This is a genomic window from Aestuariivita sp. (assembly GCF_021404545.1).
Taxonomy (GTDB): domain Bacteria; phylum Pseudomonadota; class Alphaproteobacteria; order Rhodobacterales; family Rhodobacteraceae; genus Aestuariivita.
Genome location: NZ_JAAWWD010000002.1, coordinates 36,897 through 51,383, shown reverse-complemented (window position 1 = coordinate 51,383; position 14,487 = coordinate 36,897). Strand labels below are relative to the sequence as shown.

The following is a 14,487-nucleotide window of genomic DNA, read 5'->3' as shown; positions in this document are numbered from 1 at the left end:
CGGAACATGCGTGCCGCGAGGCCGACGGATCGCGGCACCCAGGCGGGAACCGACCGATCCAGCACAAGATCCGGAAAACTCGCCCTAAATGCGACGGGTTATGTCCCCTGTATCACGCAAAAAAAACGCCCGCACGAAGCGGGCGTTAAGTTATTGAGGCAGGTTTCATACAGGCAAGAAACCTATCGAGCAGTGCCCTCGTTATATGCAATTTCCCGCCGGCATCCAAGCTAAAAGTTTGAAAACCCTCACCTCCGCGGGTACGTTTCATGGTTAATAAAATAGGGGCCGAGCAGGATTGTTGCCGAAGTGACATCAGTTTTTTTCTTCCTGCGTGTGCGGTTTGCGTGCGCAGTTATGGTGATTCTGGCCGCGTTTCAGGCGCGTGCAGATTCGCAGCATGGCATAGCTATGTATGGGACACCTGCTCTACCACCGGATTTTGTGTCACTCCCCTATGCCAATCCGGATGCCCCCAAAGGCGGGCGCGTGGTCTTTGGCAACACAGGCGGCTTTGACAGCCTCAACCCGTTCGTCACCAAAGGCACGCCCCCCTGGCAGTTAAGATTTCTCAGCTATGAGGCGCTGATGGGTCGGTCCTGGGACGAACCGTTCACGTTATACGGCCTGTTGGCGGAATCGATTCGCACAGCGGAAGACCGCTCCTGGGTCGAATTTACCCTGCGGCCGGAGGCGCGATTCTGGGACGGCACGCCCGTCACGGTCGAGGATGTGATCTGGTCCTATGACACGCTCGGCACCGTCGGGCACCTGCGCTATCGCGGGCTGATGTCGCGGATCGAGACGATTGAACAAACCGGCCCCCGATCGGTCCGGCTGACCTTCAACGAGGCCAATCGTGAGTTGGCCCTGACCGCCGGTCTGCGTCCGATCCTGAAAAAGGCGCAGTGGGACGGTGCGGATTTCGCCGGTTCCGGTTTGCGTACCGTTCCCATTGGCACTGGCGCCTATGTGCCCGGCGATTTCGAGGCCGGCCGGTTTCTGGAACTGACCCGCAACCCAGATTACTGGGGCGCCGATCTGCCGTTCCGGCGCGGCACGCAGAACCTCGATACCGTGCGGATCGAGTTCTTTGGGGATCAGACCGTGCTGTTCGAAGCATTCAAGGCCGGCGAGCTCAGCGCGGTGCGGGAATTCAACGCCGAAAAATGGGCCACAGGCTATGATTTTCCCACGATCAGCACCGGTGCCGTGATCAAATCAGAGATCCCGCATAGCAAACCCTCGGGCATCACCGGGTTTGTGATGAACACCCGCCGTCCGCCTTTCGATGACTGGCGGGTGCGCGCGGCAATGATCCATGCCTATAATTTCGAGTTCATCAATGACGCAATGACCGGCGGTGCGCAGCCGCGCATCACCTCTTATTTCTCAAATTCCGACCTGGCGATGCGCCCCGGCCCTGCCGAAGGCCCTGTGCTGGCGCTGCTGGAGCCGTTTGCCGACATCCTGCCCCCCGGCGCAATCGAGGGCTATGCGTTGCCCCAAAGCGACGGAAGTGCGCGCAACCGTCAGAATCTGCGGGTCGCCACGCGGCTTTTGGCCGAGGCCGGCTGGACCGTTCAGAACGGCGTGCTGCGCGATGCACAGGGCGCGCCATTCGAGTTCGAGATCCTTCTGAGGCAAGGCGCCGGGGATCTTCAGACGATGATCAACATATATGCGCAGGCGCTGAAGCGGCTGGGGATCGAGATGCGGTTCTCGGTCGTCGACGACGCACAGTATAATGCGCGCCTTGTGACTCTGGATTTCGACATGACCGATTTCCGCCGCGATCTGTCGCTGTCTCCGGGCAATGAACAGTGGCTCTACTGGGGCTCGGAAGGCGCCTATGTCGAGGGGACACGCAATTTGATGGGGGTCGCCTCCCCCGCTGTGGATGCGATGATCGACACCATGGTGACGGCCCGGGACAGCGTGGAGTTCCAGGCTGCGGTGCGCGCGCTCGACCGGGTTCTGATGGCGGGACGTTATGTCATCCCGATCTGGCATTTCGATGTGGGGCGCATCGCTCATTCCGCAGACCTGACCTTTCCCGACCGGGTGCCGATCTATGGCGATGGGGTGGAATGGATGCCACATGTCTGGTGGTCGCGAAGCGCAGAAGGCGATTGACCGATTGCTACTAATTCGATATTTCCAGAAATATGGAATTAGTGATCGAGCAACTCTCCAGCCTGGCCCATGAAAACCGCCTTGCCATCTTTCGCCTGCTGATGCGGCGGTATCCCCAGGCTGTCCCGGCCGGAGAGATCGCGGCCGCGATCGGCGCCCGCGCCAACACCACCTCGACCTATCTGGCATCGCTGCGACAAGCCGGGCTGATCGAACAGGACCGTATCGGCACATCCTTGAAATACCGGGTGGCGATGGGACAGATGCGGGGTCTGCTCAGCTATCTGACGCAGGATTGCTGTCGCGGACGGGCCGACCTGTGCCTCGACCTGCTGCCCGACGGCGCGCGGGACCAAGGCAACGGGACGCCTTTGACGGTGCTGTTCATCTGCACGGCCAACACCGCGCGATCCATCATGGCCGAAGCCTTGCTCAACAGTGAGGGACAGGGCGTCTTTCGCGCCTATTCGGCGGGAACCGCACCAAGCGACGCCCCCAACCCCCGCGTTCTGGATCTGCTTGCGGCCAAGGGCCATGACATCGGCAGGCTTCGCTCCAAGACCATAGACCGCTTTTCCGGTGAAACCGCCCCCGCGCTCGATTTCGTCTTTACCGTCTGCGATCATGCGGCCAATGAGGAGTGCCCGGTTTGGCCCGGCCAACCGATGACCGCGCATTGGGGTTTGCCGGACCCGATCAAGGCGACGGGTACCGAGGCCGAACGCGAGCTGGCGCTGCATCAGGCCTATGGTCTCTTGCGTAACCGGATCCGCGCCTTTACCAGCTTGCCCCTCGACACGCTGAACCGCCTTTCCCTGCAACATGCGCTGGACGAGATCGGCCAGGCCGATCCGACCGGTGGCTGATCCCCATCCCCCATCCTGAAGGCTGCCATGAACATTCTCGTGCTTTGCACCGGCAACTCGGCGCGCTCTATCCTGCTTGAACATCTGTTGAACCATGCCGGCGGCGAGACCGTGACCGCCTATTCGGCCGGCAGCCAGCCTGCCGGTCAGGTCCACCCCCAGGCCCTGCGATTGCTGGCGCAGGAGCGGATCGACACCGCTGGCGCCCGTTCCAAAAGCTGGGATGAATTTGCCGTCGACACCGCCCCGGTTATGGATGTGGTGATCACCGTCTGCGGCAGTGCCGCGACAGAGACCTGCCCGATCTGGCCCGGCGCGCCGGTGCGTGCCCATTGGGGGGTGGAGGATCCCGCCGCCGCCCCGGTCGAGGATCAGCCACGCGCCTTTGCGGATGCCTATGCAATTCTGTCGCGCCGGGCACGGGCGCTGCTGAGCCTGCCGCTGCACGATCTTGGGCAGGACGGCGCAACCCTGCAACGCGAACTCATCCGGATCGGAGCCCTGTCATGAGTATCCAGAAACTCTCTGCCGAAGCGCTGGGAACCGGCCTTCTGCTGATCAGCGTCGTCGGCTCGGGCATCATGGCGCAGAACCTGTCGGGGGATCTGATCGGTCTGGCGCTTCTGGCCAATGCGATCGCGACGGGGTGCATGCTCTATGCGATCATCACGGTGCTGGGCCCCATTTCCGGGGCGCATTTCAACCCTGCCGTGACACTGGCCTTTCTGCTGCGCGGCCGGATCCCCGGAACACTCGCCTTGGGCTATATTGCCGTGCAGATCGGCGGCGGTATCCTGGGTGTCTGGATCACCCATCTGATGTTCGACCTGCCAGTCCTGCAAAGCTCCGCCACGCTGCACCGCACCGGCGGCGCGCAATGGATCGCCGAAAGCGTCGCCACCTTCGGTCTGCTCTTCGTGATCTTTGGCGGGTTGCGCAGCAGGCCGGAGGCGGTCCCGACGCTTGTCGCGGTCTATATCACCGGCGCCTACTGGTTCACGGCCTCGACCAGTTTCGCCAACCCCGCAGTGACCATCGCGCGCGGGTTCACGGACACGTTCGCGGGTATTTTCCCGGGCCATATCAACGGGTTCGTTCTGGTGCAGATTGCCACCGTGTTTGTGGCCCATGTGGCGCTCAGACGGCTCTTTGCCCCGCAAAGGCCCTGATCGGCCAGATGGGTCTCACCTGGCCGCGCGGCGCTGTTCCTTCCGCTTCAGGCCAAAGACGTAACCCACAGGATCGTGGCATCTTCGTCGCTGACCGAGACGACATTATGGCCCATCGTGGCGTCGTAATAGGCGCTGTCGCCCCGGCGCATCTCGATGGGCTCATAGAACTCGGTATAGAGCTTGGCCACCCCGGTCAGGATATAGAGAAACTCCTCTCCGTCATGGCGCACCCAGCCGTCGAATTCGTCCATCGACCGGGCCCGCACCCTTGCGCGGTAGGGCAGCATCTGCTTTTTGGTCAGCGTGTCGGCCAGCAGCTCATGCTCATAGGTCGCCGTGGCATGGGCCGAGCCTTCGCCCGATTTGGTGAACGCGATGCGACCGTTGACCTTCTCGGCCTGCGGCGGCGTAAAGAGCTGGGGCACCGAAATCTCCAGCCCCACAGCCAGCTTCTTGAGCGCGTCGTAGGTGGGCGACATCTGCCCATTCTCGATCTTCGACAGGGTGGAGCGCGCCAGCCCGGCCTGACCGGCCGCCTGTTCCAGCGTCCAGTCGCGCGCCTTGCGCAGCTCACGCACCCGCGCACCCAGATCGAGGGGTTCGGCCAGCGCGTCTTCACCCGTGGCGCGGGCGATGCGGATCAGCGAACGGGGGTCTTTTGTACTCATGGCACAGCTATAGGGCCAGGGCACGCGCCTTGCAACGGTCCGCCCGGACGGCTAGCGATACACCATGTTGTCTGTATTCGATCAAGGGCCGCCCGCGCCCTGCCCAACCCCCTTTAACATGGCCGAGTATGTGCTGGCCCGCGCGCGCGAACTGCCCGACAAGACGGCGCTGAGCGTTCTTGGGCCAGACGGCGCGACCGACTGGAGCTATGATGCGATTGCCAAGGCGGTGCGCGGCATCGCCACGGGCCTTTTGCAACGCGGGCTTTGCCCGGGCGATATCGTTCTTTTGCGGCTGGGCAACACGCCCGATTTTCCGTTGGCCTATCTGGGCGCCATCGCAGCGGGCCTGATCCCCGTGCCCAGTTCGGCGCAGCTGACCGTAGCGGAGACATCGGTGATCATCCGCGATTTGTCGCCCGGCTTGATCCTGCATCAACCCGGCGTGCCTTGCCCCGCGCACCCCGCGCGCCTGGACGTCGGCGCGCTTGAGCAGATGCGGCATCTGCCGCCCGCATCGTTTGATCGGGGCGATCCCAACCGGCCTGCCTATATCGTTTATACCTCCGGCACCTCCGGCATACCGCGTGCGGTGCTCCATGCGCATCGCGCGATCTGGGCACGTCGGATGATGATGGATGGCTGGTATGGTCTGACCGCCCAGGACCGGCTCTTGCACGCCGGGGCGTTCAACTGGACCTATACGCTGGGCACCGGCGTGATGGATCCCTGGACAATGGGCGCCACCGCGTTGATCCCAGAGCCCGGAACGGACCCCAAGGATTTGCCGGGCCTGCTGGCCACGCATCGTGCCACGCTTTTTGCAGCCGCACCGGGCGTCTTTCGCAAGATGCTGCAAACGATGGACCGATGCGCTCTACCGGATCTCCGCCATGGGCTGGCGGCTGGCGAAAAACTCTCCACCGCGCTGCGCGAAGGCTGGCAACGGGCCACGGGCCGCCCGGTGTTGGAGGCCTATGGGATGTCGGAATGCTCCACGTTCATCTCTGCTTCGCCCGATCATCCGGCCCGCGACGGCGCCCTTGGCCAACCCCAGCCCGGCCGCCGGATCGCGATACTGGGCGCCGATGGACCGGTCCCGCGCGGCACCGAAGGCGTAATCGCCGTGCATCGCAGTGACCCGGGGCTGATGCTGGGATACCGCGACGCACCCCAAGAGACCGCCGCGCGGTTTCAGGGCGACTGGTTCCTGACCGGCGATCAGGGTGTGATGGCCGCCGACGGACAGATCCACTATCTGGGTCGGGCCGACGACATGATGAATGCCGGTGGCTACCGGGTGTCACCGCTGGAGGTTGAACAGGCCTTGGCGCACTGCCCGGGTGTCGAGGCGATCGGCGTCACAGATATCGAGGTCAAACCCGATGTCCGGGTGATCGCGGCGTTCTATACCGGGTCGCAGCCTCTGCCCGACAGGCTGCTGGAGCGGTTTGCAGCAGAACGGTTGGCGCGTTACAAACAACCGCGCGCCTATCTCTACCTCGACGATCTTCCCGTCGGCCCGAATGGCAAGTTGCTGCGCCGGGCCCTGAAACCGCTTGCAAAGGACCTGATCCATGGCTGAGGCCGACCACATCAAGCTCGACATTCTGTCCGATCCGATCTGCCCCTGGTGCTATATCGGCAAGACACAGCTCGACCGCGCGCTGGCCCAGGTGCCGGATCATCCCTTTGTGATCGAATGGCATCCGTTTCAGCTCAACCCCGATATGCCCGAGGGCGGCATGGACCGGCGCGCCTATCTCGAAGGCAAGTTCGGCGGCAAGGAGGCCGCGGCCAAGGCCTATGCCCCGGTGCTCGAGCAGGCCAGTGCCGCCGGTCTCACCATCAATTTCGAGGGGATGGAGCGCACGCCCAATACGCTCGATGCGCACCGCCTGATCCACTGGGCGGGCATCGAGCACAAACAGATTGCCGCGGTCGACGCGCTGTTTCAGGCCTATTTCGTAGAGGCACGCGATATCGGATCCCATGAGGTGCTGGCCGATATCGCCGATGGTGTCGGCATGGATGCGTCTGTTGTCCTGCGGCTTTTGTCATCCGACAGCGACCGCGAAGAGATCCGCAAACGCGATGCCCATAGCCGGCAGATGGGTGTGAACTCGGTCCCCACGTTCATCGTGGCGGGCAAACATGCCGTGCCCGGCGCACAACCGCCCGAGCTTTGGCTCAAGGTGATCGGAGAGTTGAAGGAGCAGCTTGACGCATGATCTCCTACCGGATCGCCACCATCGCCTTTGCGCTGGCCTCGATCATCGGGGCTGGCACGGTGTTTTATCGGTTTGTCGAGGGGTGGAGTTGGCTTGACGCCTATTTCTTTACCGTGGTGACGCTGTCTACGGTGGGCTACGGCTCGCTGGTGCCCGCTACGGCGCTGGGCAAGATCGGCACCACGGTTCTGATCTTTGTGGGTCTGGGCGTCTTTGCCGTGGCCATCCAGCAATTCGGCTATTACGCCCTGCGCAAACGCGAAGCCCATACCGAACAGCTTGTCGGTACGCTGGGCAAGCCCGAGGGTGTTGCCAACCGCGATGCCGCACCGGACGAAGAAAAAACCTGACCACGCGGCAACAGCGCTTGCCGCGCACCGCGAACAAGGTCAATTTGGCGCGCATGAAATCTCCCCTATCCCGTGCGGAGTTCATCGCCCTGATCGCGATGATGTTCGCCACCATCGCCTTTTCCATCGACGCCATGTTGCCCGCCCTGCCCGAGATTGGCAGCGAGCTGAGCCCGGATGCGCCGAACCGTGCGCAACTGATCCTGACCTCCTTTGTTCTGGGGATCGGGGTGGGCACGTTCTTTACCGGTCCGCTCTCGGATGCGTTCGGCAGGCGTCGGGTGATCGTCTGGGGATCGGTTCTTTATGTCGGTGCGGCCGCGCTTGCCTATTTCAGCACCTCGCTGGAGGTGGTGCTGGCGGCGCGCGTCCTGCAAGGTCTGGGCGCCGCAGCCCCGCGCATCGTGTCGCTGGCGGTGGTGCGCGATCTTTATTCGGGGCGCGAGATGGCGCGGATCGTCTCGGTCGCGATGATGATCTTTACGATCTTTCCCGCCTTTGCGCCGTTGATCGGGGCAGGTGTCATCGCACTTGCGGGCTGGCGGTCGATCTTTCTGGCCTTCATCCTGTTTTCGATCGTCTCGGTCGGTTGGATGTGGCTGCGCCTGCCCGAATCCCTGGCGGTCGAGGATCGCCGCCCGTTCCGGGCGCCGCTCCTTGTGCATGCGGTGCGCGAGATGTTCGCCCATCCGGCGGTTCGGCTGTCGATTGTGGTGCAATCGCTGTGCCTGGGCATCCTGTTTTCCATGCTGTCCATGGTGCACCCGATCTATGAGGTCGTCTTTGACCGGGCCGAGAGCTTTCCGTACTGGTTCGGTGCGGTGGCTTTGGTGTCGGGCTCCGGCAGCCTGGTCAACGCCGCCCTCGTGGTGCGCATCGGGATGCGGCGCATGGTGACCTGGTCGCTGGGCGCACAGATCGTGATGGCAGGCGCGATGGTGCCTATCGGGATGGCCGGGTTGCCAAATGACTGGCTCTTTGGGCTTTTCCTCTTTTGGCAGGCTTACGTGTTCTTCATGGCAGGGACCACGATGGGCAATCTCAACGCGATCGCGATGGAGCCGATGGGCCATATCGCGGGCATGGCGGCGTCGACCATTTCGGGCATCGCCACGATTGCGGCGGTGGTGATCGCGGCCCCAATCGGGCTGATGTTCAACGGCTCGATCCTGCCGCTGTCACTGGGCATATTCTGCTTGTCAGGTTTGGGCTTTCTTTTGATGCTGGGCATGGCACGGGTCGAGGCACGCGTGCTCCCCTGATCCATGGCAAAAAGGCGCGCATGATGGATGATTATTACGATCTGGGGGACCATTCCTGCCCTGTCACGACCCGCGTGGCCAAGGCGCAGATCTGGTTCGATCGCGGATTGATCTGGACCTACGGCTATAACCATCAGGAGGCCGTGGCCTGTTTCACCCGCGCGGCGGAGGCCGATCCGGACTGTGCCATGGCGTGGTGGGGCGTCGCCTATGCCTCGGGGCCCAATTACAACATGCCCTGGGAGATCTTTGACGCGGCAAGCCGCGCACGGGCACTGGCCGCATCCTATGATGCCACGCAAAAGGCGCTGGGCCTGCTGGAGGGCGTGACCGAGCCTGAAGCCGCTCTCATCCGCGCTTTGCCCGCACGCTATCCTCAGCGCGATCCGGCCCCGGACATGCAGCCCTGGAACCACGATTTCGCCGATGCGATGCGGGCCGCGCTGGCGGCGCATCCCGACCATCTGGACCTGCGTGCGATCCATGCCGAGGCGCTCTTGAATCTCAGCCCCTGGAACATGTGGGACCTGGCCTCGGGCCGGCCTGCCCCCGGAGCTGCGACGGTTGAGGCGCAAGAGGCGTTGGAATACGCGCTCGACACCCTGCCCGGTGCGATGCGCCATCCCGGTCTCTTGCACCTATACGTGCATCTGATGGAGATGTCGCCAACCCCGCAAAAGGCGCTCAAGGCCGGTGACGTGCTGCGCACGCTCTGCCCCGATGCCGGGCATCTGGTGCATATGCCCACCCATATCGACGTGCTTTGCGGTCAGTATCACGATGTCGTCCACTGGAACCAGAAAGCCGTTGAGGCGGACCTGAAATACTATGCCCGCGAGGGCGCCTTCAGCCTCTACACCGGGTATCGCCAGCACAATTATCATTTCGTGATGTATGGCGCGATGTTTCTGGGCCAGATCGCGCCCGCGCTGGAGGCCGTGCGCGGCATGGCCGAGACCACGCCGGAGGAGATGCTGCGCATCCCTTCCCCGCCGATGGCAGATTATTTCGAGAGCTATCTGGCGATGGAACCGCATATCCTCGTGCGCTTTGGACGCTGGGAGGAGCTGATCGCGCTGGCGCCGCCCGCCGACCCGGTGCTCTACGCGACGCTTACCGCCAATATACACTATGCGCGCGCCGTGGCCTTTGCGGCGCTGGGACGGGTGGCCGAAGCCGAAGCGGAAGAACAGGTGTTTCTGCAAGCCAAGGCGCGGGTGCCCGAGACGCGGCTTTTGCACAACAACACCGTGCGGGATCTTCTGGAGATCGCGACCCAGATGGTGCGCGGTGAGATCGCGTATCGCAAAGGCGCATATGACCAAGCCTTCGCGCATTTGCGCAAGGCCGTCCATCTGGAAGACACCCTGCCTTACGATGAGCCCTGGGGCTGGATGCAGCCCAGCCGCCACGCGCTGGGAGCGCTTTTGTTCGAGCAGGGCCGGGTCGCGGAGGCCGAGGAGGTCTACCGCGAGGACCTCGGGCTTGGCGGGCAATTGAGCCGGGCCACGGTGCATCCGGACAATCTGTGGGCCCTGCGCGGTCTCTATGACTGTCTCAAGGCACGGGCAGAGACGGTGGAAATCGCGCAGATCAAGCAGCGGCTCGATCTGGCGTTGGCGCGGGCGGATCGTGCTGTGAACGCATCCTGTTTTTGTGCGCGGGCGGCCATGCAAAGCACGGGCTAAGAGGTTTCGGCGAAACCTCTTGTCACGCTTTGGAGGCCTGTTTGGTCTTTTTCTTCTCGGCGATGACCTTTTCGGCCAGATCGCGCGCGATGGCGAAGGCACCTTTGATCTTGTCCGCATCATTGCGCCAGTCGCGCCGCACCACGATCTTGTTGTCCTTGACCTTGGCCATGCCGCGCTGATCCTGAATGAACTCCACCAGACCCTGCGGTGAAGCGAATTTGTCATTGTGGAACTGCAGCGTTGCGCCCTTCGGCCCGCCATCCAGCTTGGCGATGCCCGCGCGTTTGCACATGGCCTTGATCCGCACCACCAGAAGAAGCGTATTGACCTCGCGTGGCAGCTTGCCGAACCGGTCGATCAGCTCGGCGGCGAACCCTTCAAGCTCAACCTTCGTGGTGAGATTGCTGAGCCGCCGGTAAAGGCCCAGACGCACATCGAGATCGGGCACATAGCCTTCGGGGATCAGCACCGGCACGCCCAGATTGATCTGTGGGGCCCATTGATCGTCAGCCTCCGACAGCCCCTCCATCTCGCCCGCCTTGATCTTGGCAATCGCCTCCTCCAGCATCGACTGATAAAGCTCATAGCCCACATCGCGCATCTGGCCCGACTGCTCCTCGCCCAGCAGATTGCCCGCACCGCGAATGTCGAGGTCTTGTGAGGCCAGCGTAAAGCCCGCCCCCAGCGTATCGAGAGAGCCCAGAACGCGCAGGCGCTTTTCGGCAGCAGGCGTCAGCTTGACCCGTGGTTTGGTGGTCAGATAGGCATAGGCCCGGGTCTTGGACCGGCCCACCCGCCCCCTGATCTGATAGAGTTGCGACAGACCGAACATATCTGCGCGGTGGATCACCATCGTGTTCGCCGTGGGAATATCGAGACCCGATTCCACGATTGTGGTGGCCAGCAACACATCGTATTTGCCGTCATAAAACGCGTTCATCCGGTCGTCGAGTTCACCGGCGGCCATCTGGCCGTGGGCCGTGATCACGCTGACCTCGGGCACTTGCTCGCGCAGGAACTCCTCGATATCGGGCAGATCGCTGATCCGGGGCACCACATAAAAGCTCTGCCCGCCGCGGAAGTGTTCGCGCAGAAGCGCCTCGCGGATGGTCACCGCATCGAACGGGCTGACATAGGTGCGGATCGCCAGCCGGTCGACAGGCGGCGTGCCGATGATCGACAGATCCCGCACACCCGTGAGCGACAATTGCAGCGTGCGCGGAATGGGTGTCGCGGTCAGCGTCAGCACGTGGATGTCCGACCGCAACTGTTTCAGGCGTTCCTTGTGGGCGACACCGAAATGCTGCTCCTCGTCGATGATCAAGAGGCCCAGGGATTTGAAGCCGATCCCCTTGGCCAAAAGCGCATGGGTCCCGATCACGATATCGACCGTGCCATCGGCCATGCCCTTGCGGGTCAGTGCGGCATCCTTTGCCGGCACGAACCGGCTGAGCTGCCGCACCGTCACCGGAAAGCCGCGAAACCGCTCGGCGAAACCGGCATAGTGCTGGCGCGCCAGCAGGGTCGTGGGGGCGATCACCGCGACCTGCATGCCCGACATGGCCGCCACGAAGGCCGCGCGCATCGCGACTTCGGTCTTGCCAAACCCCACATCGCCACAGATCAGCCGGTCCATCGGGGTACCGGCGGTCATGTCCTCAAGCACATCACCGATCGCGCGCAGCTGATCATCGGTTTCCTGATAGGGAAAGCGGGCCGAGAACTCTTCCCACGCATGGTGTTCAGCCTCCAGCACCGGCGCGCGGCGCAAGGCGCGCTCGGCCGCGATCCGGATCAACCGGTCGGCCATCTCGCGGATGCGTTCTTTCAGCTTGGCTTTCTTGGCCTGCCAGGCGCCGCCGCCCAAACGGTCGAGCAGCCCTTCCTCATGGCCGTATTTCGACAACAGCTCGATGTTTTCCACGGGCAGGTAGAGCTTGGAGGCTTCGGCATATTCCAAAAGCAGGCACTCATGCGCGGCTCCTGCCGCGGTGATCACCTCCATGCCGCGATAACGCCCGATGCCGTGGTCCACATGCACCACCAGATCGCCGGGGGATAGCGATTGCGTCTCGGTCAGGAAGTTCTCGGCTTTGCGGCGTTTCTTGGGCTGGCGGATCAGCCTGTCGCCCAGCACGTCCTGCTCGCTGATCACGGTCAGGCCGGGCGCCTCAAACCCATGCTCCAACGCCCAGACCGCCAGATGCAGCCCGCTCTTGCCGATCCGGGTTCCATTCGGGATCTCGATCGTTTCGGTCAGACCCTCATCCTCGATCAGCCCTGACAGCCGTTCGCGCGCGCCTTGGGAATAGCTGGCAATGACCACCGGCCCCTGTGCCATCCGGATTTTGATGTGATCGGCCAAGGCGCCAAAAAGGCTGATGGTCTGCTGCTGACGCTCGGGCGCGAAATTGCGCCCGATCCGCCCGCCCGCATCAATCACCCCCGGCCCGCTGGCCTGTGAAAGGGCCGAAAACCGCAACAGGCGCAGATCGCGAACCGCCGCCTCCCAGGCCGGGTCGTCCAGATAGAGCAGCCCGGGCGGCATGGGCTTGTAAACCGTATCGAGGCGCGATTTGCTGTCGAGGGCCAGTTTGCGCGTCTCATATTGATCGGCCACCCCGTCCCAGCGGGCAATGCGGGCCGCATCGGTCTGATCGTCCAGCGTCACCGTGGCACCCGGCAGAAAATCAAAGAGCGTCTCAAGCGTGTCATGGAAGAAGGGCAGCCAATGCTCCATCCCCTGATGCTTGCGCCCCGCACTCACCGCCTCATAGAGCGGATCATCGGAACCCGCCGCGCCGAATTCCAGCCGGTAGTTCTGCCGAAACCGGGTGATCGCCGCCTCGTCGAGGATGATTTCGCTGACAGGCGCCAGCTCGACAACCTCCAGCTTTTCGGTCGTCCGCTGGGTCACCGGATCGAACCGGCGGGCGCCGTCCAGCGTATCGCCAAAGAAATCGAGCCGGACCGGGCCGCCCTCCCCCGGCGGATAGATGTCGATGATGCCGCCGCGGATCGCGTAATCGCCCGGTTCCATTACCGTGGGGCTTTGGCTGAAGCCCATGCGCACCAGGAACTGGCGCAGCGCCTCTTCATCCACGCGTGCGCCGACACGGGCCGTAAAGGCCGCGGCCCGCAGCACATCGCGGGCCGGCACGCGCTGGGTCGCCGCACTCAGCGTCGTCAGAATGACGAACCGGTCGGGCATCGCGCCATGGGCCAGTGCTGCCAGCGTCGCCATGCGCCGGGCCGAGATATCGGCATTGGGCGAAACCCGGTCATAGGGCAGGCAGTCCCAGCCGGGAAAGGTCAGCACCGGCAGATCGGGGGCGAAAAACCGCAGCGCCTCTGCCATGGCCGCCAGCCGCTTGTCATCGCGCGCAACGTGGACGACAGGGCCCGTGGCGCGGGCGACCTCGTTTATGATGAGCCGAGCGTCAAACCCTTCGGGTGCGCCGCCCACGAGAAAATGTCGGGGATCTGTCATATCATGCGCCAGATGGGTTGCCTGTCCGCTCCGTCAAGCGCCCAATGCGCCAAAGGTCATGTTCTGATACATGCCCCAGGTCGCGGTCACAAAGATGGACACGGTCCCGATCAGCTGGGTCACCAGGCGGTGGCGGCTCAGCCGCTGGCGCAGCACTTCACCGCGCGGCATCTCCCGCTCGATCCGGCTGGCGGTACGCAGGCTCAAAAGCGCCACCAGCGTCATCGGAAAGGCCAGCAGAAACAATGCCTGCGCGAATTCCAGCGCATAGACCCAGCCCAAGAGCACCAGCCCGGTAAGTCCGAAACTGACCAGACCCATGATCCACAGCCCAGAGACCCGCGCGATCATCAGCATCCGGTTGACATTGACCCGGACGATGGTTTCCAGATCCTCTTCGGCCTGACCACCCTTGCGGCGCGCCCGGACGACCATGTCGAACGGCACCCCAAGCACCCAATGGCTGGTTGAGGACCACACGACGGCAAGCGCGATCCAGAACCACAGGTTCGAGAACGATCGCATGTCGATCAGCTCGAACACTCCCTGATACCATTCCACAATAACGAACCCGCTTTGAATTGACGTGCCTGCGACCGTGATCCCAATGCCGGACCGGGC

The 14,487-nt window shown here is 63.2% G+C and carries 12 protein-coding genes; 9 read left to right on the top strand and 3 right to left on the bottom strand.

Translation table 11 applies throughout. The annotated features are described in order from the left end of the window. Positions 1-357: 357 nt before the first annotated feature. Genes HEP69_RS01430 through HEP69_RS01415 form a run of 4 tightly spaced genes read left to right on the top strand, consistent with a single transcriptional unit; the run spans position 358 to position 4,171 of the window. Complete coding sequence (locus HEP69_RS01430; protein ID WP_290556913.1) at positions 358-2,136, top strand: extracellular solute-binding protein; 1,779 nt, start codon at positions 358-360, stop codon at positions 2,134-2,136. Positions 2,137-2,168: 32 nt separating this feature from the next. Further along, positions 2,169-3,002, top strand: a complete 834-nt coding sequence (locus HEP69_RS01425) for a helix-turn-helix domain-containing protein (RefSeq protein ID WP_290556733.1) — start codon at positions 2,169-2,171, stop codon at positions 3,000-3,002. A 27-nt stretch (positions 3,003-3,029) separates the two neighbouring features. Beyond that, on the top strand, positions 3,030-3,512 hold the full coding sequence (locus tag HEP69_RS01420) for an arsenate reductase ArsC (RefSeq protein WP_290556732.1): 483 nt from the start codon (positions 3,030-3,032) through the stop codon (positions 3,510-3,512). After that, a complete protein-coding gene (locus HEP69_RS01415) occupies positions 3,509-4,171 on the top strand; it encodes an MIP/aquaporin family protein (protein WP_290556731.1) in 663 nt (220 codons plus the stop codon). The genes HEP69_RS01420 and HEP69_RS01415 overlap by 4 nt, the downstream gene beginning before the upstream one ends. Positions 4,172-4,218: 47 nt before the next feature. On the opposite strand, the gene HEP69_RS01410 is transcribed toward HEP69_RS01415, so the two are convergent. Then, positions 4,219-4,842, bottom strand: a complete 624-nt coding sequence (locus HEP69_RS01410; RefSeq protein ID WP_290556730.1) for an XRE family transcriptional regulator — start codon at positions 4,840-4,842, stop codon at positions 4,219-4,221. 64 nt (positions 4,843-4,906) lie between these two features. Here HEP69_RS01410 and HEP69_RS01405 point away from each other — a divergent pair, with 64 nt between their 5' ends. From HEP69_RS01405 to HEP69_RS01385, 5 genes are read left to right on the top strand one after another with little or no spacing between them, the layout of a single operon-like run. Then, on the top strand, positions 4,907-6,427 hold the full coding sequence (locus HEP69_RS01405) for a class I adenylate-forming enzyme family protein (protein ID WP_290556729.1): 1,521 nt from the start codon (positions 4,907-4,909) through the stop codon (positions 6,425-6,427). Continuing rightward, positions 6,420-7,073 carry a DsbA family oxidoreductase gene (locus HEP69_RS01400; RefSeq protein ID WP_290556728.1) on the top strand — a complete coding sequence of 218 codons (654 nt, stop codon included), beginning with the start codon at positions 6,420-6,422 and terminating at the stop codon, positions 7,071-7,073. The genes HEP69_RS01405 and HEP69_RS01400 overlap by 8 nt, the downstream gene beginning before the upstream one ends. Further along, on the top strand, positions 7,070-7,423 hold the full coding sequence (locus tag HEP69_RS01395) for a potassium channel family protein (protein WP_290556727.1): 354 nt from the start codon (positions 7,070-7,072) through the stop codon (positions 7,421-7,423). The genes HEP69_RS01400 and HEP69_RS01395 overlap by 4 nt, the downstream gene beginning before the upstream one ends. A 17-nt stretch (positions 7,424-7,440) precedes the next feature. After that, complete coding sequence (locus HEP69_RS01390; RefSeq protein WP_290556726.1) at positions 7,441-8,685, top strand: multidrug effflux MFS transporter; 1,245 nt, start codon at positions 7,441-7,443, stop codon at positions 8,683-8,685. Positions 8,686-8,708: 23 nt separating this feature from the next. Next, complete coding sequence (locus HEP69_RS01385) at positions 8,709-10,373, top strand: hypothetical protein (protein WP_290556912.1); 1,665 nt, start codon at positions 8,709-8,711, stop codon at positions 10,371-10,373. Between the two features lie 22 nt (positions 10,374-10,395). Here HEP69_RS01385 and mfd read toward each other — a convergent pair whose 3' ends face one another. Both mfd and HEP69_RS01375 read right to left on the bottom strand, forming a co-directional pair. After that, positions 10,396-13,866, bottom strand: a complete 3,471-nt coding sequence (gene mfd, locus HEP69_RS01380; RefSeq protein WP_290556725.1) for a transcription-repair coupling factor — start codon at positions 13,864-13,866, stop codon at positions 10,396-10,398. 33 nt (positions 13,867-13,899) lie between these two features. Continuing rightward, on the bottom strand, positions 13,900-14,427 hold the full coding sequence (locus HEP69_RS01375) for a component of SufBCD complex (RefSeq protein ID WP_290556911.1): 528 nt from the start codon (positions 14,425-14,427) through the stop codon (positions 13,900-13,902). Positions 14,428-14,487 lie beyond the last annotated feature (60 nt).

Bases quoted from the DNA above. Each gene is read 5' to 3' on its own strand.
- HEP69_RS01430 (WP_290556913.1), top strand. From the start codon at position 358: ATGGTGATTCTGGCCGCGTTTCAGGCGCGTGCAGATTCGCAGCATGGC.
- HEP69_RS01425 (WP_290556733.1), top strand. From the start codon at position 2,169: ATGGAATTAGTGATCGAGCAACTCTCCAGCCTGGCCCATGAAAACCGC.
- HEP69_RS01420 (WP_290556732.1), top strand. From the start codon at position 3,030: ATGAACATTCTCGTGCTTTGCACCGGCAACTCGGCGCGCTCTATCCTG.
- HEP69_RS01415 (WP_290556731.1), top strand. From the start codon at position 3,509: ATGAGTATCCAGAAACTCTCTGCCGAAGCGCTGGGAACCGGCCTTCTG.
- HEP69_RS01410 (WP_290556730.1), bottom strand. From the start codon at position 4,842: ATGAGTACAAAAGACCCCCGTTCGCTGATCCGCATCGCCCGCGCCACG.
- HEP69_RS01405 (WP_290556729.1), top strand. From the start codon at position 4,907: ATGTTGTCTGTATTCGATCAAGGGCCGCCCGCGCCCTGCCCAACCCCC.
- HEP69_RS01400 (WP_290556728.1), top strand. From the start codon at position 6,420: ATGGCTGAGGCCGACCACATCAAGCTCGACATTCTGTCCGATCCGATC.
- HEP69_RS01395 (WP_290556727.1), top strand. From the start codon at position 7,070: ATGATCTCCTACCGGATCGCCACCATCGCCTTTGCGCTGGCCTCGATC.
- HEP69_RS01385 (WP_290556912.1), top strand. From the start codon at position 8,709: ATGGATGATTATTACGATCTGGGGGACCATTCCTGCCCTGTCACGACC.
- mfd (WP_290556725.1), bottom strand. From the start codon at position 13,866: ATGACAGATCCCCGACATTTTCTCGTGGGCGGCGCACCCGAAGGGTTT.